At 65.6% G+C, this 22,337-nt stretch carries 24 protein-coding genes and 1 riboswitch; of the genes, 4 read left to right on the top strand and 20 right to left on the bottom strand.

The window, feature by feature from the left end:
* From QX108_RS22945 to QX108_RS22920, 6 genes are all read right to left on the bottom strand, one after another.
* Positions 1-417: a DUF4231 domain-containing protein gene (locus tag QX108_RS22945; RefSeq protein ID WP_315783012.1), complete on the bottom strand. Its 417-nt coding sequence runs from the start codon at positions 415-417 to the stop codon at positions 1-3.
* Between the two features lie 106 nt (positions 418-523).
* A complete protein-coding gene (locus tag QX108_RS22940; RefSeq protein WP_315783541.1) occupies positions 524-901 on the bottom strand; it encodes a hypothetical protein in 378 nt (125 codons plus the stop codon).
* 134 nt (positions 902-1,035) lie between these two features.
* Positions 1,036-2,241, bottom strand: a complete 1,206-nt coding sequence (locus QX108_RS22935) for an agmatinase family protein (protein ID WP_315783011.1) — start codon at positions 2,239-2,241, stop codon at positions 1,036-1,038.
* 27 nt (positions 2,242-2,268) lie between these two features.
* Positions 2,269-3,042 (bottom strand): ABC transporter ATP-binding protein, encoded by a 774-nt coding sequence (locus QX108_RS22930; RefSeq protein WP_315783009.1) that lies wholly within the window; start codon positions 3,040-3,042, stop codon positions 2,269-2,271.
* On the bottom strand, positions 3,042-3,863 hold the full coding sequence (locus QX108_RS22925) for an ABC transporter permease (RefSeq protein WP_315783007.1): 822 nt from the start codon (positions 3,861-3,863) through the stop codon (positions 3,042-3,044). The genes QX108_RS22930 and QX108_RS22925 overlap by 1 nt, the downstream gene beginning before the upstream one ends.
* A 148-nt stretch (positions 3,864-4,011) precedes the next feature.
* Positions 4,012-5,082, bottom strand: coding sequence for a putative urea ABC transporter substrate-binding protein (locus QX108_RS22920; protein ID WP_315783005.1), 1,071 nt, complete (start codon positions 5,080-5,082; stop codon positions 4,012-4,014).
* Positions 5,083-5,157: 75 nt separating this feature from the next.
* Positions 5,158-5,259, bottom strand: a riboswitch (guanidine-I (ykkC/yxkD leader).
* Positions 5,260-5,476: 217 nt separating this feature from the next.
* Here QX108_RS22920 and QX108_RS22915 point away from each other — a divergent pair.
* Positions 5,477-5,839 carry a hypothetical protein gene (locus QX108_RS22915; protein ID WP_315783003.1) on the top strand — a complete coding sequence of 121 codons (363 nt, stop codon included), beginning with the start codon at positions 5,477-5,479 and terminating at the stop codon, positions 5,837-5,839.
* A 25-nt stretch (positions 5,840-5,864) separates the two neighbouring features.
* Here QX108_RS22915 and QX108_RS22910 read toward each other — a convergent pair whose 3' ends face one another.
* The 9 genes from QX108_RS22910 to QX108_RS22870 form a co-directional block, all read right to left on the bottom strand.
* Complete coding sequence (locus tag QX108_RS22910; RefSeq protein ID WP_315783001.1) at positions 5,865-6,017, bottom strand: transporter; 153 nt, start codon at positions 6,015-6,017, stop codon at positions 5,865-5,867.
* Positions 6,018-6,204: 187 nt separating this feature from the next.
* The gene (locus QX108_RS22905; protein WP_315783539.1) at positions 6,205-6,909 is read right to left on the bottom strand and encodes an ABC transporter ATP-binding protein; all 705 of its coding nucleotides are present in this window, start codon (positions 6,907-6,909) and stop codon (positions 6,205-6,207) included.
* Positions 6,910-6,925: 16 nt separating this feature from the next.
* On the bottom strand, positions 6,926-7,696 hold the full coding sequence (locus QX108_RS22900) for an ABC transporter ATP-binding protein (RefSeq protein WP_315722521.1): 771 nt from the start codon (positions 7,694-7,696) through the stop codon (positions 6,926-6,928).
* Positions 7,689-8,636, bottom strand: a complete 948-nt coding sequence (locus tag QX108_RS22895; RefSeq protein ID WP_315722523.1) for a branched-chain amino acid ABC transporter permease — start codon at positions 8,634-8,636, stop codon at positions 7,689-7,691. The genes QX108_RS22900 and QX108_RS22895 overlap by 8 nt, the downstream gene beginning before the upstream one ends.
* Positions 8,633-9,550 (bottom strand): branched-chain amino acid ABC transporter permease, encoded by a 918-nt coding sequence (locus QX108_RS22890; protein ID WP_172110320.1) that lies wholly within the window; start codon positions 9,548-9,550, stop codon positions 8,633-8,635. Before QX108_RS22890 ends, QX108_RS22895 begins: the two co-directional genes overlap by 4 nt.
* A gap of 142 nt (positions 9,551-9,692) precedes the next feature.
* Positions 9,693-10,862, bottom strand: coding sequence for an ABC transporter substrate-binding protein (locus QX108_RS22885; protein ID WP_315782997.1), 1,170 nt, complete (start codon positions 10,860-10,862; stop codon positions 9,693-9,695).
* Positions 10,863-11,320: 458 nt separating this feature from the next.
* Entirely contained in the window at positions 11,321-12,541 is a 1,221-nt protein-coding gene (locus QX108_RS22880) for an ABC transporter substrate-binding protein (protein ID WP_315782995.1), read from the bottom strand.
* A 53-nt stretch (positions 12,542-12,594) separates the two neighbouring features.
* Complete coding sequence (locus tag QX108_RS22875) at positions 12,595-12,918, bottom strand: 2Fe-2S iron-sulfur cluster-binding protein (protein ID WP_315783537.1); 324 nt, start codon at positions 12,916-12,918, stop codon at positions 12,595-12,597.
* Positions 12,919-12,940: 22 nt separating this feature from the next.
* Entirely contained in the window at positions 12,941-14,164 is a 1,224-nt protein-coding gene (locus QX108_RS22870) for a cytochrome P450 (RefSeq protein ID WP_315722531.1), read from the bottom strand.
* A 77-nt stretch (positions 14,165-14,241) separates the two neighbouring features.
* Between QX108_RS22870 and QX108_RS22865 the strand changes: the two genes are divergently transcribed.
* The 3 genes from QX108_RS22865 (at position 14,242) to atzF (ending at position 17,699) form a co-directional block, all read left to right on the top strand.
* A complete protein-coding gene (locus QX108_RS22865) occupies positions 14,242-14,748 on the top strand; it encodes a MarR family winged helix-turn-helix transcriptional regulator (RefSeq protein ID WP_315722533.1) in 507 nt (168 codons plus the stop codon).
* A 352-nt stretch (positions 14,749-15,100) separates the two neighbouring features.
* Complete coding sequence (locus QX108_RS22860; protein ID WP_315722536.1) at positions 15,101-15,643, top strand: DUF805 domain-containing protein; 543 nt, start codon at positions 15,101-15,103, stop codon at positions 15,641-15,643.
* A 250-nt stretch (positions 15,644-15,893) separates the two neighbouring features.
* A complete protein-coding gene (atzF, locus tag QX108_RS22855; protein WP_315782992.1) occupies positions 15,894-17,699 on the top strand; it encodes an allophanate hydrolase in 1,806 nt (601 codons plus the stop codon).
* Between the two features lie 69 nt (positions 17,700-17,768).
* Here the strand turns inward: atzF and QX108_RS22850 are convergent, their stop codons facing one another.
* The 5 genes from QX108_RS22850 to QX108_RS22830 are packed head-to-tail and all read right to left on the bottom strand — an operon-like array spanning position 17,769 to position 22,304.
* Complete coding sequence (locus tag QX108_RS22850) at positions 17,769-18,500, bottom strand: GntR family transcriptional regulator (protein WP_315722540.1); 732 nt, start codon at positions 18,498-18,500, stop codon at positions 17,769-17,771.
* 3 nt (positions 18,501-18,503) lie between these two features.
* Entirely contained in the window at positions 18,504-18,896 is a 393-nt protein-coding gene (gene hpxZ, locus QX108_RS22845) for an oxalurate catabolism protein HpxZ (protein WP_315782990.1), read from the bottom strand.
* Complete coding sequence (locus QX108_RS22840; RefSeq protein ID WP_315782988.1) at positions 18,877-20,277, bottom strand: AtzE family amidohydrolase; 1,401 nt, start codon at positions 20,275-20,277, stop codon at positions 18,877-18,879. The genes hpxZ and QX108_RS22840 overlap by 20 nt, the downstream gene beginning before the upstream one ends.
* Positions 20,278-20,284: 7 nt before the next feature.
* On the bottom strand, positions 20,285-20,476 hold the full coding sequence (locus QX108_RS22835; protein ID WP_315782986.1) for a DUF4089 domain-containing protein: 192 nt from the start codon (positions 20,474-20,476) through the stop codon (positions 20,285-20,287).
* Between the two features lie 13 nt (positions 20,477-20,489).
* Positions 20,490-22,304: an ABC transporter ATP-binding protein gene (locus tag QX108_RS22830; protein WP_315782984.1), complete on the bottom strand. Its 1,815-nt coding sequence runs from the start codon at positions 22,302-22,304 to the stop codon at positions 20,490-20,492.
* Positions 22,305-22,337: the final 33 nt, after the last annotated feature.

The following is a 22,337-nucleotide window of genomic DNA, read 5'->3' as shown; positions in this document are numbered from 1 at the left end:
CTACCCGCCGGTCGCGGCGATCGCGCGATCGTGGGCTTCGAGAATCGTCTTCAGCTTCTCCTTGGTGTCCTGCACGTCGGCGCCGGTCCTCTCGTCGAGCAGCAGGCGACTGAGCGCGCTGTGGGTCAGCCGGTTGGCGACCCATTTGCGCTCGAAGCCGAGCTTTGACTGCACGGTCGAGATGATCGTGACGCACAGCGACAGCACCGTCGCGACGGTCTTCGGGTCAAGGCCGGCAATGGCGCTGCTGGTCTGCGACAGCACCGCGGCGGTGGCGCTGAACACCACGACGCACACGGTGGAGCCGTGATTGGCGAAGCTCCATAGCTTCTGCCCCCGGCCGCTCCAGCGCAGCGCGTCGTTCAGCGTGTGCGCGACGAAATCCGCGCCACTCTCTTGCTCATGCCCGTTCGCCATCGTCTGCTCCCCCAGCCGGTTCGCCCACTGATTGAGAGACGATCCAACGACAACGGCCGGTCTCGCGCAAGCAAGACCGGCCGAATAGGAGAACGATGAGCGAGAATCAGCCCTGCCCTTCGATCCCACGCAGCTCCGCATAGGTCAGCGGCGTCAGGCCTGCGCCATCAAAATAGATGAAGCGCAGGCGGCGACGGCGGGAGATGAAGTTCGACGGCAAGGGATCGTATCGGAAGGTGCTGCCGCCGAGATGCGGCGTCAGGCTGCCGACATCGGTCAGCGCGTCGATCTCGACGCGTAGCAGCTTCAGGCTCTCGTCCTCGCGCAGAATCTCGAACGGGATGCGCGCGAGCCGCAGGAAGCTGGTCGGATCGGGGGCCGCGATGAAGCCGTCGACGAAAGCGGCTTCGACCTTGTCGAGATCGGGCTCGACCACCGGCGCGGGCTTGGCGCCTTCCGGCTGATGCGGCGTCTGCCACTGCACCGGGGAGCGGTGGCCGTGCGGATGGTTGTGGCCGGGGCCGTGCGGCGGATGATCGTGATGATGGTCATGACCATGATCGTGGTGATGGTCATGATGATGGCCGTGATGGTGGTGATGATGGCGCATCGCGGACCTCAGTAGCTGACCGGCTTGTTGATGATATGCTTGTGGCTGCCGAGCTTGCCGTGGGCAACCATCGAGCCCAGCGCCTCGACCACGACGCGCACGCCGATCAGCGCGGTGATGTCGGAGGTGTCGTAGGGCGGCGAGACTTCCACCACTTCGAGGCCGCACAGGCCCTCGGCGGCGACGAGCCCGAGCAGCTTCAGCGCCTCGCGCGGCAGGAAGCCGCCCGGCTCCGGCCAGCCGGTACCCGGCACGAAGCCGCAATCGATGGAGTCGACGTCGAACGAGATGTAGACGGCGTCGGCATCCTTCCACGCCAGCTCCAGCGCGATCTCGGCGGTCTTCTCCAGGCCGATCTTCTCGATGTCGGCGATGGTCAGCACGTTGGTGTTGCGCTTGCGCGCGACCTCGACGCCCTCGCGCGGCACCTGCCAGCCGCCGATGCCGAGCTGCACCAGATTGGTCGGGGACACGTTCGGCAGGTTGGTCGCCCAGTACCAGGGCGTGGTGTGCATGCGCTCGTCGAGATCCTTCTCCTGGATGTCGATGTGGCGGTCGAAATGGATGATGCCGATCTTCTTGTCGGTGCACTGCGCGATGCCGCGCACGCAAGGGAAGCCGATCGAATGGTCGCCGCCGAGCATGATCGGCAGCGCGCCGGACGAGGCCACATGCGCGACGCCGCGGCTGATCTGGTCGAAGCTCTTTTCCAGATTGGCGGGAATGGTGAAGACGTCGCCGGCATCGCACAGGGTCATCTGCTCACGCAGGTCGACGCCGAGCTCGTAATTGTAAGGCGTGTAGAGCGCGGAGATGCGGCGGATACCCTGCGGCCCGAAGCGGGTGCCGGGGCGATAGGTGGTGCCGGAATCGAAGGGAATGCCGATCACGGCGGCGTCGTATTTGCCGACGTCGCGGACGTTCTCGACATAGGGCGCCTTCATGAAGGTGTTGATCCCCGCGAAATGCGGCAGCTCGCCGCGCGCAAACGTCGGGATGTCGCGATCGGTCAGGGTGTCGGCGCCCGGCAGGCCCATATCGAGCGCCCATTGCCGCTCCTTGCGCCAGCCGTTCGTCGGCAGCTTGCCCTCGGCTTCCAGCGCCTGCCAGCCCTGCGTGGCCATCTTGTCGAAGTCCGGATGGTGCCGGCGCAAGGTCTGGCGCTGCGGCTGCAAGCCGGCACGGCGGGTGCGCCGCATGGCGGGGAATGACATGAAATTCTCCTTCGTTTCTTCTGGGTGTTATTGCGCCGCCTGGACGCTGGCGCGGATGAAGCCGAGCACCGGCACGGCGCTGTCGCGGGTGAGATCGAGATCGTAGGTGATGCGCGCGCCGAAACGCTCCGGCGCCTGCGGGTCCTTGCGCGGACGGTCGAGCGCGATCAGCCGCGTCGCGAGGCCGAATGCCTCCTTGATGTCGTGCGTGACCATCACGATGGTCATGTTGTGCTCGCGCCACAGCGGCTTGATCAGCGCATGCATCTGCGCCCGGGTGCCGGGATCCAGCGCACCGAAGGGCTCATCGAGCAGCAATACGCGCGGCTGCTTTGCAAGCGCCTGCGCGATCGCAAGCCGCTGCTGCATGCCGCCGGACAGCGCGCTCGGATATTTGTCGGCGTGAGGCCCGAGACCGACCGCCTCGATCAGCGCGCGGCTTTTCTCCATCGCCTCCTTGCGCGCCGTCCCGAACAGCCGCGCCGTGAGCGGGCTGGCGGCAAGCTCATAGCCGAGCAGCACATTGCCGAGCACGGTGAGATGCGGGAACACCGAATAGCGCTGGAACACGATGCCGCGGTCCGGACCGGGCTCGGCCGGAAACGGCTGGCCGTCGAGCAGTACCGCGCCCTGGCTCGGTTTCTCCTGGCCGAGGATCAGCCGCAGGAACGTGCTCTTGCCGGCGCCGGAGGGACCGACGATCGAGAGGAAGGTGCCGGAGGCGATCTCGAGATTAATGCGCTCGAGCACGACCTGGTTGCCGTATTCGACCCAAACGTTGCGGAAGGACAGCGTGCTCATCAGCGGCTCCCTTGCGCGTAGGCCCAAGGGAAGGCACGCCGGCCGAACCAGACCAGCGCGTAGTCGAAGACGTAGGCGAGCAGGGTGATCCAGACGACATAGGGCAGGATCACGTCCATCGACAGATAGCGGCGAACGAGGAAGATGCGATAGCCGAGGCCGACATCGGAGGCGATGGCCTCCGCCGAGATCAGGAACAGGAAGGCGGGGCCGATCATCAGCCGAAGGCCCTGGATCAGACGCGGCATGATCTGCGGCAGCACCACGCGGATCGCGACCTGCCATGTCGAGGCTCCCAGCGTCTGCGCCTTGATCAGCTGCTCGCGCGGCATGTTCTGCACTTCCAGCGAGAGATCACGCACCAGGGTGGGCGTCACGCCGATGACGATCAGCACCACCTTGGACAACTCGCCGAGGCCGAACACGATGAACAGCACCGGCAGCACCGCCATCGGCGGGATCATCGACAGCACCGCAACCAGCGTGCCGAAGCCGGCGCCGGCCACCGGAAGCAAGCCGATCGCCAGACCGAGCGTGAGACCGATCGCGGCGGAAATGCCGAGCCCGAGCGCGAGGCGCTGCAAGCTCGCCGCCGTATCCGACCACAGCACATAGTCGCCAGAGCGGCGGTCGGGCTCGGTGGCGAGCCGCTTTGACGTCGCGACCATCTCAGACACGGGCGGCAGCAGCTTGTCGTCGGGGTTGTCGGCCCGCCGCTGCGCCGAGCCGACGACGTAGATCAGCGCGACCAGCAGGAACGGCAGCAACGCCAGCAGCAGCCGGCTGCCGCGGTTCGGGATGACGTTCATGGCACGCGGCATGGATGGCTCCCTCACTCCTCATGGTGAGGAGGCGCGCCAGCGCCATCTCGAACCATGAGGCCCCACCTGTGGCCTCACCCTTCGAGACGCTTGCTGACGCAAGCTCCTCAGGGTGAGGGGCGACACGGGTTGCTCGGCGGAAACGCGATCAGAGCTTTCCGTCGGCCGCCATCTTCATGTAGGTCGGATCGAACCGCAGCTTCACGTTCGTCGTCGAGCCCAGCGCCTTCGACGGCGTGGAGATGCCGACCGCGTCCTTCGACTTCACGTTCTCGCCGAGCAGATTGTGATCGAAGCAGAAGGTGCGGACGTGATCCATGATCTTCGGCAGCTCCGGCCCGGTCATGAAGGCGAGCGCGTCCTTCGGCTCGTAGTACATGAAGGTGGTCTTGAGCTGGGTCTCGAAGCCCGCGAGATCGGTGCCGGAGAGTTTGGCCATCGCCTCACGTGCGGCCCTGCCCTTCTCGCTCTGATCCTTCATCAGCGCGATGGTCTCGTACCAGATGCCCGTCAGCGCCTTGCCGAGCTCCGGATTGTCCTTCAGCGTCTGCGTATTCACCACCAGGAGATCCTCGATCTCGCCGGGAATCCTGCTGGAGTCGAACACCAGCGTCGCGCCGGGCTCCGCCTTGACTTCCAGGAGCTGCGGATTCCAGGTGACGACGGCGGTCGTGTCCGGCGACTTCGCGGCGGCGACGATGTCGGCATCCGACGTGTTGACCGTCTTGATGTCCTTTTCGGTCAGCTTGGCCGTCTCCAGGCCGCGCGCCAGCAGATAATGCGACACCGAGAGCTCGACGAGATTGACCTTCTGACCCTTGATATCGGCCATGGCCTTGCCCTTCTTGAGCACGACGCCGTCATTGCCGTTGGAATAGTCGCCCATGATGATGGCCGAGGTATCGACGCCGCCGGCGGCCGGGATCGTCAACGCATCCATGTTGGTGACGGTCACGCCATCGAACTTGCCGGCGGTGTATTGGTTGATCGATTCGACGTAGTCGTTGATCTGGGTGACCTTGATCGAGATGCCGTATTTGTCGGCCCATTTCTTGACGATCCCGGACTCCGCGGCGTACGGCCACGGCATCCAGCCGACATAGATCGTCCAGGCGATGTTGAATTCTTTCTTCTTCTCGGCGAATGCGGGCGATAGCGAGGCGGTCGCCAGCGTCGATGCCGCGAGGATTGCAACAAACAGTTTTCGCGCTTTGAACATGTCCAGTCCCTCATCGGTTTTTTGACCTGCGGACTGGCAAACACAACCTCGAGCCTGCCAAGCGCGGCCACTGAGGTCTCCCGGGTTTTTATCCCGCCGTGCACCAGGGCTCTCCCCTGGCGGCTGCTCTCGGACCAGCGTTCTCGATCGAGAACCGGAACCCTAGCTGCCAACTCTGACGATCGAGGTCAGCAAGCCGCGTGCCAGAGGAAAATGCTTGCGATTCAACAGAGCGCACGGCAGCCTGTGCTTAAAAAGCTGGCAGCCCGGATTCATCTTGGGCGATGAGGCGGCGGGGGCAGCGGCCATGCAAGGGGAGCATGAACCGATTGGCGCACGCGGGCGACCTCATCAGGCCGGCACATCCGCGGCCGTGGTTTGGAGTCTCTTCGTCATGTTCAAGTTGTCTGGGATCGCCGTGGCAAGCCTGCTGGCTCTGGGTCTGACGTCTGCAACGGCGCGTGCGCAGAGCGCCCCCGCTGCGGACGCACCAGCCGCAACTCCCTCGCCGACACCGAATCCCTCGCCCGCGGCAGCAGCACCCGCCCCGGCCCCCGCGGCCGCGAGTGACAAGCCGGCCGAGACCAGGCCGGCCGAAACGAAGCCCGCTGCCGACGCGGCCGCGACGAAACCGAAGAAGCGGACGAAGACCACGCGGAAGGAGGTCGAGGACTCCCTACGCAGCGGCACGGTGCCCTCGCGCTACCGAAGCCGCGTGCCGAAGGAGTACCAGAAATACATCCCGTTCGATCGCTGAAGGCGGGTGCGGCGATCGGCGGCGCCTAGGCCGGCGGCGTCAGCTTGACGATGATTCCGACGATCAGCATGAAGGCGATGCACAGCGCCGTTTCGAGGTCGGCGTGATCGGACCAGAAGCCGCGCAGACCGGCTACGGCTTTTCTCGGTGCTTCCAATCGGAGATGAGGCGCACGCATTTGCTCAACCTTTGATAAAAGGCAAAACAAAACACTACCTGGAAGAATAGTCCCATCCACGCGGCGCCTCAATGCGAAAAATCAGCGCATGTCAGCACAGCTGTCGAAATCTACGCACCCGCGCGCGACATGATCTTGATGTGGGTCAATCCGCTTCCACGTCGTCGCGGCCGGCGGCGCGCCGCGGTCAAATCCCGAGATAACGGTGCTGCAGCTCCGGCTCGGCCATCAGCTGCTCCGACGTCCCGCTCCACACCGTTCGGCCGCGCTCGATGATGTAGTGGCGGTCGCAGATGCGGGTGAGATGCTCGACGTTCTTGTCGATCACCAGGATCGACTGACCGCGTGACTTGAGCAGCGACAGGCAGCTCCAGATCTCCTCACGGATCAGCGGCGCCAGCCCTTCGGTCGCCTCGTCGAGGATCAGCAGCTTCGGATTGGTCATGAGCGCGCGGCCGATCGCCAGCATCTGCTGCTCGCCGCCGGAGAGCTGATTGCCCATGTTGCCGCCGCGCTCGGCGAGCCGCGGAAAAAGCCCGTGGATCTTGTCGAGCGTCCACGGATCGGCCGCGCCGAGCCGGTTGGTCGAGGCCGCCACCAGATTCTCTGTCACGGTGAGGTTCGGAAAAATCTGCCGCCCCTCAGGCACGAGCCCGATGCCGAGCTGCGCGATCCGATAGGACGGCAGCTTGCGCGTCTCCTGCCCGCTGAAGCGGATCAGGCCGGCGCGGGCCTGGGTCAGGCCCATGATCGAGCGGATCGTGGTGGTCTTGCCCATGCCGTTGCGGCCCATCAGCGAGACCAACTCGCCCGGACGGATCGAGAGCGACAGGCCGAACAGGACCTGGCTGAGGCCATAGCAGGTCTCGATGCCGTCGACCTCGAGCAGCATGCCGTTGTCTTTCTGATCAACCATGGCCAACCACCACATGCTGATCGCCGAGATAGGCGCGCTTGACCTCCTCGTTCTGGCGAATCTCGTCCGGCTTGCCCGAGGCGATGATGCGGCCGTAGACCAGGACCGAGATGCGGTCGGCGAGCGCGAACACCGCCTCCATGTCGTGCTCCACCAGCACGATCGAGACCTCATTGCGCAGCTCTGCCAGCAGCTTCACCATCCGCTGCGACTCGGTGACACCGAGGCCGGCCATCGGCTCGTCGAGCAGCAGCAGTTGCGGCTTGGTCGCGAGCGCGACTGCCAGCTCCAGCTCGCGCTGCTCGCCATGGCTGAGCCTGGAGACCAGCACGTCTGCGCGGTGGCCGAGGCCGACGCGCTCCAGCGCGGCACGCGCCGCATCGCGCAGCGGCTTCTCCTTGCGCGCATTGGCGAAGAAGCGGAACGAATGCCTGCCGTCGTGAGCTTGCGCCGCCAGCGCGACATTGTCGGCCGCGGTGAAGTCGGTCAGCAGCGAGGTGATCTGGAACGAACGCGCAAGGCCGAGAGCGCTGCGCTTGTAGGCCGGGAAGGAGGAAATGTCCCGGCCACCGAGGAAGATGCGGCCGGCATGCGGCGCGAGATGGCCGGTGAGCTGGCTGATCAGCGTGGTCTTGCCGGCGCCGTTCGGCCCGATGATGGCGTGGATCTCGCCCTTGGACACGTCCAGGCAGACGTGGTCGGTGGCGATGATGCCGCCGAAGCGGCGCACCAGATTGTCGACGCGAAGCAGCGGCTCAGCCACGGTTCAACCTCCCGAGCATGCCCATGATCCCGCCGCGGCCGAACAGCACGATCAGGAGCAGCAGCGGCCCCATGATCAGCGCCCAATACTCGGTGAGCTGCGACAGCACCTCCTCCAGCACCAGGAACACGACGGAGCCGACGACCGGCCCCATCAGGGTGCCCATGCCGCCGAGGATCACCATCACCATCAGATCGCCGGAACGGGTCCAGTACATCACGGCCGGGCTGACGAAATCGGTGTTGTTGGCGAGCAGCGCGCCTGATAGCCCGCACAGCATGCCGGCGATGACGAAGCAGGCGAGCTTGTAGCGCTTCGACGGGAAGCCAATCGCCTGCATGCGCTGCTCGTTGGAGCGCAGGCCCTGCAGCACGAGGCCGAAGCGCGAATTGACGATGCGCCAGACCAGCGCCACCACGGCAAGCAGGCAGAACAGGCAGAGATAATAGAACTGCACGCGATTGCCGAGATTGATCAGGCCGCCGAAATCGCTGCGCTTGTAGACGGTCAGGCCGTCATCGCCGCCATAGCGCGCGAGACCCGAGGCGACGTAATAGGCCATCTGCGCAAAGGCCAGCGTGATCATGATGAAGTAGACGCCGCGGGTGCGCAGGGAGAGCGCGCCGATCACCAGCGCATACAGCGCCGACACCGCGATCGCGACGGCGAACTGAGCCCAGCCGGAGCCGATGCCCTCCTGCGCCAGGATGCCGACGGCGTAGCCGCCGATGCCGAGATAGGCGGCATGGCCGAAGCTCATCATGCCGCCATAGCCCATGATCAGGTTCAGGCTGACGGCTGACAGGGCCAGGATCACGATCCGGGTGAACAGCGTAAGGATGAAGATGTTGCCGGTCAGGTTCGAATACACCGGCAGCAGCACCAGGCCGGCCACCACGAGGGCGGCGACGACGGATGAGACGTTGAGCTGTGATTTCATCTGCGGTTGGCCGGAAACAGACCTTCAGGCCGCGCCACCAGCACGATCGCCATCAGGAGATAGATCAGCATCGAGGACAGCGCCGGCGCCGCCGTGGACGCCGAGGCCGAGTTCAGCACCTGGCGCAGCAGATTGGGCAGGAAGGCGCGGCCCATCGTATCGATCAGGCCGATCATGATCGCGGCGATGAACGCGCCGCGGATCGAGCCGATGCCGCCGATCACGATCACGACGAAGGCCAGGATCAGGATGTTCTCGCCCATGCCGATCTGCACGGTGAGGATCGGCGCCTGCATCAGGCCGGCGAGGCCGGCCAGCGCGGCGCCGAGCCCGAACACCAGCGTATAGAGCAGCTTGATGTTGATGCCGAGCGCGCCGATCATCTCGCGGTTGGAAGCGCCGGCGCGGATCAGCATGCCGATCCGCGTCCGCATGACGCCGAGATAGAGCAGCAGCGCCACCAGCAGTGCCACGACGATGATGGCCAGGCGATAGGCCGGATATTGGATGCCGGGCAGGATCGTGACGGGGAAGGCGAGCCAGGACGGCAGCGGCAGAGCGAGGCCCGCCGGTCCCCAGATCAGCCGGACGGCCTCGTTGAAGAACAGGATCAGGCCGAAGGTCGCGAGCACGTGGTCGAGGTGGTCGCGCCCATAGAGATGGCGCAGTGCCGTGAATTCGAGCACGATGCCGAGCAGAAGCGTGGCACCGAGCGCCATCACGCCGCCGAGCACGAAGCTGCCGGTCCAGGCCACGAAGGTCGCCGCGAAATAGGCGCCCATCATGTAGAGCGAGCCGTGGGCGAGGTTGACGAGGTCCATGATGCCGAACACCAGCGTCAGGCCGGCAGCCAGCAGGAACAGCAGCAGTCCGAACTGCAGCCCGTTCAGGAATTGTTCGACGACGAGAAGCATGCCCCTCACTTCACGCTCAAGAAAACGGCGGCAGAACCGTTGCAGGCGCTGCCGCCATGTCCGTCCCTGATCTTAGGACGAAGATGTTTTAAGCTTCAAGCAAATTCCAGGCCGGTCTTGACCCGACCTGGGATTTTTCAGCTCATTTCATCGGACACTTGTCGTGGAAGCGGTCCTGATCGTTCTCGACGATGGTCGCCACGGTCTTCAGCGACAGCTGGCCGTCGGCGTCCTTGACCACGTCCTGGAGATAGAAGCTCTGGATCGGAATGTGGTTGTTGCCGAACTTGAAGGCGCCGCGCAGCGACTTGAAGTTGGCCTTTTCCATCTCCGCCTTCATCGCGTCCTTCTTGGACGTGTCGCCCTTGACCGCAACTACCGCGCTGTTGACCAGCTGCGCCGCGTCATAGGCCTGAGCGCCGTAATAGGTCGGACGCAGGCCGGTGTACTTCTTGCGGTAGTCGGCGACGAATTTCTTGTTCTGCTCGTTGGGCAGGTCGTTGACCCACTCCTGGGCGCCGGGCACGCCGAGCGCATTGTCCTTCTGCAGCGGCAGCGACAATTCGTCGACCGTAAAGGCGGTGTAGAGCGGCATCTTCTCCTTGAGGCCGGCCTGCGCGTATTGATTGAGGAACTGCACGCCGGCCGCGCCGGGATAGAACACGAAGATCGATTCGGCACCCGAGGCGCGCGCCTTGGACAGCTCGGCAGAGAAGTCGAGCTGGCTCGGCCACACCGTATATTCCTCGCCGACGACCTGGCCCTTGAAGGTGCTCTTCACGCCCGCCAGCATGTCCTTGCCGGCCGCATAGTTCGGGCCGATCAGGAACACCGACTTGACGCCCTTCTGGTTCATGTAGAGGCCCATGGCCGCTGGCGTCTGGTCGTTCTGCCAGGAGGTCGAGAACACGTAAGGCGAGCACAGCTCGCCGGCGAGCTGCGACGGGCCGGCATTGGCCGAGATCAGGAAGGTCTGGGAGTCCACGGCGGTCTTGAGCGAGGCCAAGAGCACGTTCGACCAGATGTAGCCGACGATGAAGTCGACCTTGTCGGACTGCACCAGCTTCTCGGTCTTCTGCTTGCCGACGTCAGGCTTCTGCTGGTCGTCTTCATAGATCACCTCGACCGGCTTGCCGTCCATCTTGCGGCCGAGATGATCGAGCGCAAGCTCGAACGAGTTGCGCATGTCGTTGCCGATCACGGCGGTCGGGCCGCTGAACGTCGAGACGAAGCCGATCTTGATGGTGTCGCCGGCAAAGGCCGTGCTCGAAAACAGCAGCGCCGCGGCGCCCGCCAGCCAGAAGCTCTTCATGGTCTTCCCTCCCCTCGAACAAATCGTTCTTATCGTTGTTTCGTCACCGCCACGCAGCAGCACGTCGAGCGGCGGCGTTTCGCCGCAGCATCCGTCGCGCAGTGTTCATCCTGCCGCGATCGATCCATGCACCATAATTCCCAGAAACGGACAAAGGCAAGAACTATAGTGCTGGTTAAGGATACTGCAGCACAGCAGACGGCAGAGGCGGGAAGAAGGTCAGGAGAGAGGAAGTCGCCTTCCCACGCCGTCATGGATGGGCTTGTTCCGGCCATCCACGCGGCTCGACGGTCGCCGCTCGACGGGGATGCCCGGGCCTTCGCCGCGCCGAAGCGGCTTCGACCGCACAGGCGGGACAAGCCCGGGCACGACGGAGCAACTGAAGAGCAGCGGCTCTGGTGACATCTACTTCTAGATGTCACGTGCAGATATCACATGCTCCCGACCCTACGAGCGCATCACTTCACCAGTGCGCACCCGCCATCAGACATCGGCCGGAACGCCTGCTCGGCCGGGATCGTCGAGACCAGACGATAGTAGTCGTACGGATATTTCGACTCGTCCGGCTTCTTGACCTCGAACAGATACATCGGATGCACGACGCGGCCATCGGCGCGGATCGTGGTGTCACCGAACAGCTTGTCCTTGCCTTTCACCGTCTTCATCTGCGGAACGACATCCTTGGCATCGTCGCTGCCGGTCGCAGCGACCGCGTTGAGATAAGCGAGCGTCGACGCATAGACGCCGGCCTGGTTGCCGCTCGGCATCTTGCCGTTCATGCCGGGACGCGCCGCGAAGCGCTTGGCGAAGGCGCGGGTGTCGTCATCCATGTCCCAATAGAACGCCTCCAGCAGTTGCAGGCCCTGCGCCGCCTTCAGGCCCATGCCGTGGATGTCGTTGATGAACAGCAGGAAGGCGACCAGCGACTGTCCGCTTTGCTGGATGCCGAACTCGGACGCCTGCTTGACCGCGTTGATGGTGTCTCCGCCGGCGTTCGCAAGTCCGATCACCTTGGCCTTCGAGCCCTGCGCCTGCAGCAGGAACGAGGCGAAATCCGTCGTGCCGAGCGGATGCTTGGCCGAACCGAGCACCTTGCCACCATGCTTCTCGATATAGTTGGTCGCTTCCGCCTCGATGCCCTGGCCGAGCGCGTAGTTGACCGTGATGAAATACCAGTCCTTGCCGCCGCGTCCCATCATCGCGGCCGCCGTGGTGTTGCCGGTCGCCCAGGCGTCGTTGACCCATTGGATGGTGTTCGGCGAGCAGGCCTTGCCGGTGAGATCGGAGCTTGCAGTGGACGAAGCCAGGAACGTCATGCGGCTGTTGCGCAAGAGTTCGTTGATCGTGAGGCCGACGGCCGAATTGGGCACGTCGACGACGGCGTCGACCTTGTCGACATCGAGCCATTTGCGCGCGATCGCCGAGCCGATATCGGCCTTGTTCTGGTGGTCGGCATAGACGATCTCGACCTTGATGCCTTTGCCGCCGCCGTTGAAATCCTCGGCGGCCATGCGCGCGGCCTCGACCGAGCCCATGCCGTTGGTGTCCTGGAAGATGCCGGAGATGTCGTTGAGCACGCCGACGCGCACGACGTTGTCCGATATCTCTCCGGCTGACGCCGTGGTGCCCAGGCCCAGTGCTGCGACCATCGCGAGCGTGCAAATATTCAGCTGCTTCATGGAATCCCTCCCCGTGTGTTGCTTGTTCTGATTTGTCGTCTTCAGCGGATGGTTCAGCTCTGCCGGTCCGGAATCCGGATGACGAGCCCGGCGAGCGCCGGCTGGATCTTGATCTGGCAAGACAGCCGGCTGTTCGGCCGCCGCTCGGCGGCCGTGCCGTCGAGCAGCGCATCCTCGTCGTCCGTCACGGGATCGAGCTTCGACACCCAGGCCTCGTCGACATAGACGTGGCACGTCGCACAGACGGCATTGCCGCCGCACTCGGCGACAATCCCGTCAACGCCGTGGGACAGCGCGGCCATCATCAGGCTGTCACCGTCCGCGGCCTCCACTGTCTCACTGCGGTTGTCGGCATGAATGAAGGTGATCGTCGTCATGGCCATGGCTCAGTCTCTTGGCTCAGGCTGGAGTGAAGGTGACCGGCAGGCTGGCAAGCCCGCGCAGCGTGTTGTTGTAGCGTCGCACTGGCTCAGCGCTCATCGTGATGCTCCCCACCTTGCGGGCGAGCGCGGTCAGCACCGCCTCGCCTTCGAGCCGCGCGACGAGCTGGCCGACGCACATGTGGATGCCGGAGCCGAAACCGACATGGCCGGAGACCTTGCGGGTGATGTCGTACGCATCCGGCTGCTCCCAGCGGCGCGGATCGCGATTGGCGCTGCCCAGGAACATCAACACCTTCTCGCCTTCGGGGATGGTCACGCCGCCGAGCTCGACATCACGTGTGGTGGTGCGGAAGAAGGTCTGCACCGGGCTCTCGAAGCGCACCGCTTCCTCGAAGGCATTGCGGGCCAGCGAGGGATCCGCGCGCAGCCGCTGCCATTGATCGGGGAAGCGCGCGAGGCAATAGATTGCGGCGCCGATGCCATAGACCGTGGTGTCGAGCCCGGCCGACAGCAGCGAGCGCACCAGCAAAGGCGCCTCGGCCGGCGTGATCTCGCCGGTATCGCTGAAGGCATGGATGCAGGCGCCGAAGCCGCCGGGCGCGAGGTTGTCGCGCTGGCACTGTTCGGTGACATAGGCTTGGTGCGGCGCGGAGCGCTCGATCGCCTGCTGGCGCAGCTCGTTCGGCGGGCCGAACGCGTTGAAGACGAGGCTCGCATAGGGAATGAGGTGGTCACGGCCTTCTGCCTTGAGGCCGAGCGCATCGGGGAATACCGACAGCGGATAGGCTTCCGCGAGATCGGGAATGGCGTCGAACGAGCCGCGCGCCAGGAGCTCATCGATCTTGGCCTCTGACGCCGCCATGAAGCCGTCGCGCAGCCGCTTCATCACCGCGGGCGACAGCACCTTGCTCAGCACTGCGCGGGTGCGCGTATGCGCCGGCGGGTCGGCCTCGAGGATCAGGCTCGGCGGCCGCCACGGCTTCTCCTTGGCGAAGTCGCTAAGGCCCACGCCCCGGCTGGAGCAGAAGGTCTGGGGATCGTTGAAGACGGCATGGACCTCGGCATAGCGGGCGACGCCGTAGACCTTCCATGCGTCGAGATAGACCACGGGGCCGGCCTCCCGCATCTCTCGATGCGCCGGATAGGGGTCATCGAAGAACGCGTAAGAGAACGGATCGATCGGGAGATGCGGGATGGCCGGCGCCACGCCGGCATTGGGGGAAAGACCTGTTGGGTTCATGCTGACCTCCCGAAGATTGGCCTTGTCATGCGGCTTTTCGTATCCCTAAGAGTGGCGATGCATGGACGCTGGGGGTCATGAGCGAGAAATCCGGAACGCCGCGCAAGGCGCAGCCGCGCGTGCCTGAGGCGCAAGGCCTCACGCTCGATCTCGACCGCTATGTGCCGGCCTTCATCACCTTCATCGCCAACAAGCTGTCGAACAGCGCCACCGCGTTCTATCAGCGCAATTTCGGCGTCAACGTCACGGAATGGCGGATCATGTCGCTGCTGGCGATCGAGCCGGGCATTCCGGCCTCGCGCATCTGCAGCGTGATCGGCTTCGACAAGGGGCCGGTCAGCCGCACGCTCGCGCTGATGAAGGGACGCGGACTGATCGCGATCCGCAACGATCCGCAGGACGGCCGCAGCCATTCCATCTCGTTGACCGCCAAGGGCCGCGCGACCCATGACAAGGTGATCGTCGCCGCGCTGGAGCGGGAGCGGCGCCTGCTGGCGTGCCTCGACGAGAATGAGCAGGAAGTGCTGATCGAGCTGCTGCGCCGGATCCACGACAATCTCGACGCGGTCACCGGCGCGAGCTGAGCCGTTCCGACCCCGTCCATTGAGCCGCTGACCATTGCGGCCGGGCCCTCGTCTGGCGCGCACGCAAGCGGCCGCGCCTGCTTCGCGCAGGCTGCGCATGGCGTCTCCATCCCTCGTTCGAGGCGCGCGTGATCCCGCGCCTGCGTCGTTCACGGAGGCAATAGTTCCACAGATTAGTTGCTTTGGCAACCATAGAATCTTGGCCAGGCGACTTGCCGCAACGCGTAACGAGGTCAGTGCGGCGCGATGCCTCCAATTTTACGCATCCGCGAAGGCGCGCAGCAATTTCGCTCTGATATGCACAATCCCGAGGACGGCGCCGTCGCTGCGACGCGGCCTGCGGGAGAGGCGGATGTTGGGGTTCATCTTCGGGTTCAATGCGCGCCTTGGCCGGCTGCAGTATTTTCTAGCCACGCTCGGTCTCATCGTCGTCTCCATCATCCTGATCGTGGTTCTCGCGGTTGCGCTGGCTGCCGTGGCGCCGCACGGATCAGCGCCGACGTTGAGCTGGCCGATCATGGCAGCGATCGGGCTGGTGGTGCTGGCGAGTCTGATGCTGCAAGCAATGCGCATCCGCGACATCGGCTGGGACCCCGTCTGCGTGATCCCGGCCTGGATCGCGGTCATGGTGCTCGACTATGTCGTCGCCATGCGCTTCCCCGAATATGCGGCGACGTCGTCGCACCACGGCACCTGGGTCGGCGGGCTGATCAATCTCGGCCTCACCGTCGCGCTGCTGTTCTTCCCGAGCGGCGCAGACGACGCCGGAGTCTCGGGAGGGACCATGGTCAGCCGAACGCCGTCGCCCTCGTTCCGCAGCGCCCGCAGCACGGGCTCCACCTCAGAGGCAAGGCTGGCGCGCATCACCGGCGGTGACGCCGGTCGCCGCGGGTAACCGGTCGCGCCCCTGCATCCCTTTGCCTACAGATTAGGCACATCGCCCCGACATCCGAGGCGCAAGGCCCGGAAGACTTGGCGATCTCAGGACCAACCTACTGACAGCACGCGTTTTTCGTCGGAAGACGCGCTGTCACCCTCATGTACACAATGGCACATGGCTTGCTACGTTCGCGGCAGGATCGCGAAGCGGAGTGCAACGACATGGCAGGTCATCGATCGGGCTCAGACGCGACGCGGAGCGTCGCGTGACCGAAACCGTCGCCGAGATCGTCGCCGCTCACCGCGTCGGCCTGACGCTTCCCCGAGAGACGGTTGCGCGCTGCTACGCGCGGATCCGATCGCACGATGATGCCGCGATCTTCATCAGCCTTCGCGACGAGACGGATGCGCTCGCCGAGGCCGCGGCCCTCGAGGGCAGGGACGCCGCGGCGCTGCCGCTCTACGGCGTACCTGTCGCCGTGAAGGACAACATCGATGTCGCGGGACTGCCGACCACGGCAGCCTGCCCGGCCTTTGCCTATACGCCCGCGCGCGATTCCACTGCCGTGGCGCGGCTGCGCGCGGCCGGCGCCATCATCATCGGCAAGACCAATCTCGACCAGTTCGCGACCGGCCTCGTCGGCGTCCGCTCGCCCTATGGCATTCCGAAGAACCCCGTTCGAGCCGATCTGGTGCCGGGCGGATCGAGCTCCGGCTCGGCGGTCGCCGTCTCGGCCGGCCTCGTGCCACTGTCGCTCGGCACGGACACCGCAGGCTCGGGCCGGGTGCCCGCGATGCTCAACAACATCGTCGGGCTGAAGCCGAGCCTCGGCATGATCTCGACGGCCGGGCTGGTGCCGGCCTGCCGTACGCTCGACTGCATCTCGGTGTTCTCGCTGACGGTCGACGATGCCGTGACGGCGCTTTCGGTGATGGCAGCGCCCGATCCGCTCGATCCGTTCTCGCGCGACCGGCCGCTGGCTGCCGTGACCGCATTTCCGAACGGCGTGAAGCTCGGCATCCCCCGCCCAGGACAGTTGATCTTCTTCGGTGACAAGGCAGCCGAGGACGCCTACGGCGCTGCAGCCGCCCGCTTCGTCAAGCTCGGCGCCGAACTCGTCGAGTTCGACCTCGAACCATTCTACGAGACGGCGCGGCTGCTCTATGAAGGCCCGTGGGTCGCCGAGCGCTATCTCGTGATCCGCGATCTCCTCGCGTCCGATCCCGACGCGATTCATCCGGTGACGCGCGAGATCACCATCGCCGGCACGCGCGTCAGCGCGGCCGACACGTTTGCGGCGCTGTATCGGCTGCAGGCGCTGCGCAAGGTCGCCGAGCGCACCTTCGCGGGCCTCGACGCGCTGCTGCTGCCGACGGCGCCGACCGCCTACACGACCGCGGACGTGCTGGCCGATCCGATCCTGCTCAACAGCCGACTCGGCACCTACACCAACTTCGTCAACCTGCTCGACATGTGCGGCCTGGCCGTGCCGGCCGCAATGCGCGGTGACGGCATTCCGTTCGGAATCACGCTGCTCGCACCGGCCGGGCGCGACGCCGCGCTCGCCAGCCTGGGCCGCGCCTTCCACGCCGACACGGCGCTGCCGGTCGGCGCCAAGAAGGTCCCGCAGCCGCCGCTGGCGCCCCTGCCGCCGTCGCTGCACGGCGACGAGATCGCGGTCGTGGTCGTCGGCGCGCACCTTTCGGGCATGGCGCTCAATCACGAACTGACGGGTCTCGGGGGCCGGCTGCTGGAAGCGACGAAGACTGCGCCTGATTACAGGCTCTATGCGCTGCCCACGACGCCGCCCAAGCCCGGCATGCTGCGGATCGAACAGGGTCAGGGTCGCGCGATGGACGTGGAGATCTGGGCGCTGTCGGCGGCGAGCTTCGGCACGTTCGTCAATCTCATCCCGCCGCCCCTGTCGATCGGCACCATCAGGCTTGCTGACGGCCAAACCGCGAAAGGCTTCCTGGTCGAGCCCGCGGCTCTCAGCGGCGCCCGTGACATCTCGGAGTTCGGCGGCTGGCGCGCGTACATGGCGCAAGCTTACACGGCGCAAAGGGATTGATCGTCCTCGTCCTTGCTTCGCTGCGCTCGCAGGAACGGAAACCCGATTGGCCGTGTCAGTGCAACTCACCTACACCGACACGGCGTAGATCTCGTACTCGCCGCGGACCAGCTCGATATGCGCTTTCATGGCGCTCGCCGCGCCGGCCTTGTCGCCGCGCAGGATGGCGATGACGACGCGGTCGTGCTCGGCATGCGACTTGGCGAGGCGGCCGAGATTGCGGAACTGGGCGCGGCGAAACGGCTGTACGCGCACCCGCGTCGCGAGCGTGATCTCGGCGATGTAGGCGTTGTGCGCACCGGCATAGATCGCGTTGTGGAAGCGCTCGTTGACCTCGTGAAAGCGCTCGGGATTGCCGGCGTGGCTGAGATTGCGCAGCTCCTCGTGAATGGCTTCGAGCCGCTGCCGCTCGACCGGTGTCATGCGCTGCGCGGCGAGTCCGGCGCAGAGGCCTTCGAGCTCGGCCATCGCCTCGAACATGCCGGTCAGGCGGTCGACGGACGGCCGCGCCACGACGGCGCCGCGATGTGCGCGCGCCTCGATCAGGCCGGAGGCGGCGAGCTGCCGCAACGCCTCGCGCACCGGCGTACGTGATACGTTGAAGCGCTTGGCAATCTCGGTCTCGTCGAGCGGCGCGCCGGGCGCAAGCGCGCCACGCACGATATCGTCGGCGAGCTGCAGACGCAGCTCCTCGGCGCGCGTGATCTTCGCGACGGCGGGCGGCGCACGTTCGCTGCGTGGCAGAACGGAGTCGCGAACGAGCCGCTGACGCGTCCGCGGCGGGAGATCGTCCAGGCTCATGCCTCAGCCGCCTTTTGCTTCGTCGATGATGCTGACATGGGCGGCAACGATTCTCCAGCCCTCCGGAAACCGGATCCAGGTCTGCATCTGCCGCCCGACCTTGCCGGGCGCGCTGTCGCGATAGAACAGGGTCGAGGCAACCGCGCTGTCGCGGCCGTAGGTGGTGATCACGGTGCGCGCGGTCCGCCGCATCAATCCGACCGGCGAGCGCGCGGATCGGAACGCCGCGATCTCGCCATAGCCGTAGAGATTCTCGCCGATGCCGTAGCGCAGCGTGCGCGAATCCTGGCGGAACAGCTCGTCGAGCACGGCGACGTCGTTGCTGACCAGCGCCTGTTCGTAGCGTTGGAACTGCGCGGTCACCTCCGCGACGACGTCAGGCAGATCGACTTCCATTCTCCAGAACTCCTCTCGGGGCCGGCGCAGCGGCGACGCCAAGCTGTTGCAAAGCGTGGGCCACACGCAATGCGACATGTTCGCACCAGGGCGCGGCGATGATCTGCACGCCGATGGGCATCGGCTCGAGCGGAATCGGCACAGCGACGACGGGAAGTCCTATGAACGAGATCGGCTGCGTATGAATGCCGATATTCGCGCGCACCGGCAGCTCGACGCCATCGAGCACGAAGGTCGCCTGCCCGAGCTTCGGCGCGATGCATGGCGTCGCCGGCGCGATCAGCACATCGACCGACTTGAACAGCTCCAGCACGCGGGCGCGATACCAGCGGCGAAACTTCTGCGCGCGGTCGACCATCGGCGCCGGAATCATCGCGCCCGCGATCAGGCGATCGCGCACCGCCGGATCGAAATCGCCGGGGCGCGTGCGCAGGCGATCGAGATGCAGCGAGGCGCCTTCCGTCGTGCTGATGACATAGGCTGCCGCACGGGCGCGGGACGCCTCAGGCACATCGACAACGTTCGTTACCTTCAACGCCGTGGCCACGCGCGCCACGGCTTCCGCGGCTTCAGGAAACAGGTTGTTCTGGAAGTGGCCGCCAGCAAGCGCAATGCGCAGACCGTCGAGTCCTTGCGAGAGCGAGCCGGACACCGGCTCCGGCCCGCGCGTCGTACAGGCCGCGTCATCCGCATCAGCCCCCTGCATCACGTCGTAAGCGAGCGCGAGATCCTCCACCGAGCGCGCGAAGGGGCCGAGGTGATCCAGGCTCATCACGAACGGAAACGAGCGTGCGCGCGACAGCCGGCCGTAGGTCGGCTTCAGGCCGAAGATGCCGCAGAACGACGAGGGCACGCGGATCGAGCCGTTTGTATCCGAGCCGAGCGCGATCGGCACCAGGCCGCCGCCGACGGCACTGCCCGAGCCGCCCGACGAGCCGCCGCTCATCCGCGTCGGATCATGCGGATTGCGCGACGGGCCATCGTGGATATTCTCGCCGGTGAAGTCGTAGGCGTATTCACCCATGTTGAGCGCGCCGACGAGCACCGCGCCGGCAGCCTCCATGCGCGCGATCAGCGTCGCATCGCGTGCGGCCGGCGGACGATCGCGATTGATCTTGGAGCCGGCGCGGGTCGGCAGGCCCTCCACATCGAACAGGTTCTTCACCGCGAACGGCACGCCGGCGAGCGGGCCGACGGGCCTGCCTGCGGCGATATCGGCATCCACGGCGCGCGCCTTCGCGCGTGCGCGCTCCGCCGTCACGTCGGTGAAGGCGTTCAACACGCCATCGCGCGCGGTGATCCTTGTCAATGCGGCTTCGGTGGCTTCCGCGGCGGAAAGCTGGCGGGCAGCGACCGCAGCTGCGATGGCACCGGCGGTCATGTGGGGATCAAGCGGTGAAGACACTGGCAGGCTCGGCTTCGTCAGGCAGGGAGAACTCGTCGACCAGCTTCGCCATCTTCAGCGAGACCTCGAGATTGGCCCGGATTGCCGGACGCCACGCGTCCTCGATCGGGAGGCCCAGGGCACGCCCGACCGCGTCGATGTAGTCGTCCCAAGACTTGTCCAAAGGTTCGGCCATGCCGTCTCTCCTCTCAATGTGCCGGCAACGGCGGGTGTGGAATCGCCGTCAGCAGCTCACGCGTATAGGCGTCCTGCGGATCGCCTAGCACACGTTCGGATGTGCCTTGCTCGACGATTCGACCCGACCGCATCACGATCACACGATCGCACAACAGCCGCACCACATTCAAATCATGGGAGACGAACAGATAGCTCATGCCCAATTTCTGCTTGAGATCCTGCAGCAGATTGAGCACGACGGCCTGCACGGAGACATCGAGCGCCGCCGTCGGCTCGTCGAGAATCACCAGCTTCGGGTGCAGTGCAATCGCACGGGCGATGCCGACGCGGGCCTTCTGCCCGCCGGACAATTGGTGCGGAAAGCGGTCGAGCAAATTGAGCGGCAGGCCGACCATGGTCGCGAGCTGCTCGCAGCGCGTACGAAGCGCGTCGCGTCCCTTGATGTCACCGAGCTGCAGGATGGGATCGGCGATGGCGCGCGCCGCGGTGAAGCGCGGATTGAGGCTGTCGGTCGGATCCTGGAACACCATCTGGATGCGGCTGCGCAGCGGCAGACGGGCAAAGGTCTGGGGCAGGATGTTGCCGATCTCCTCGCCGTCGAAGCTGATGCGGCCAGAGGTCTGGTCGAGCAGCCGCATCACCATCATCGACGTGGTCGATTTGCCGCAGCCGGATTCGCCGACAAGGCCGACGCTCTCGCCATGACCGACCGTGAAGCTGATGCCGTCGACGGCGCGGAACACCTCCGGCTCGATCGCCGGCTTGCGGCCGAACAGCTTTGACAGCGTCACCGAGGCGCCCTGGCGGGGATATTCCTTGACCAGCTTGTCGACGAGCAGGAGCGGCTTGGCGCTGCTCACGCTCCGCTCGCCCTCCTCACTGCGCTCGTCACCCTCGGGCTTGACCCGGGGGTCCATCACCTCGAGCGAGTCTTCCGAAGACAGAGGCATGGCCGGGTCAAGCCCGGCCATGACGGAGGGAGTATGGAGGGATGCCGACGCCTCATCCTCCGGCAACAGCTCCCGCAGCGACACACCCAGCCGCGGCGTCGCGCGCATCAGCTTGCGCGTGTAGGGATGCTGCGGGTTGGCGAAGATGTCCGCAGCCTTGGCCGTCTCGACCACCCGGCCCTTCTCCATCACCACGACGCGGTCGCAATAGGCGGCGGCCAGACCCAGATCGTGCGTGATCAGGATCGTCGACATGCCCCTGCTTCTGGTCAGCTCGACGACAAGATCCATCACCGCCTTCTGCGTGGTGACATCGAGGCCCGTGGTCGGCTCGTCGGCGATCAGGAGCTGCGGGTTGCAGGCGAGCGCCAGCGCGATGACCACGCGCTGGCACATGCCGCCGGACAATTCGAACGGATAGGCGTGATAGCGCTCGCGCGGACGTGCGATCTTGACCTGCTCGAGCGCGGCGATCGCCTTTTCGGCGCGGTCGCTTGCGGCCGCCTGCGCGTGCTGCTTCAGCACGTCCTCGATCTGCTGGCCCACTTTCCGGATCGGGTTGAGCGCGGCGCGCGGGTTCTGGAAGATCATCGAGATCTCGCGCCCGCGCAGGTCGCGCATCGCACTCTCGTCGGCCGCCTTGACGTCGACGCCGGAGAACATCACCGAGCCCTCGGCGATTCGCCCGGCGCGGTCGAGGATGCGCATGACCGCGTAGGACGTCACCGACTTGCCCGAGCCGGATTCGCCGACGATCGCCAGTGTCTCGCCCTTGGCGACGGAGATGTCGACATGCTGCACCGCCTTGACGATGCCGCGGCGGGTGGAGAATTCGACGGTGAGATCGCGGACGTCGAGCAGAGGCTGGGCGGTCATGAGGGGCTCCACGTGTGCGGTGCGTTCCCTCTC

Source organism: Bradyrhizobium sp. SZCCHNR1002, assembly GCF_032381435.1.
Lineage (GTDB): Bacteria > Pseudomonadota > Alphaproteobacteria > Rhizobiales > Xanthobacteraceae > Bradyrhizobium > Bradyrhizobium aeschynomenes.
The sequence above is the reverse complement of the archived record's forward strand: the minus strand, read 5'-3'. Positions and strand labels throughout refer to the sequence as shown.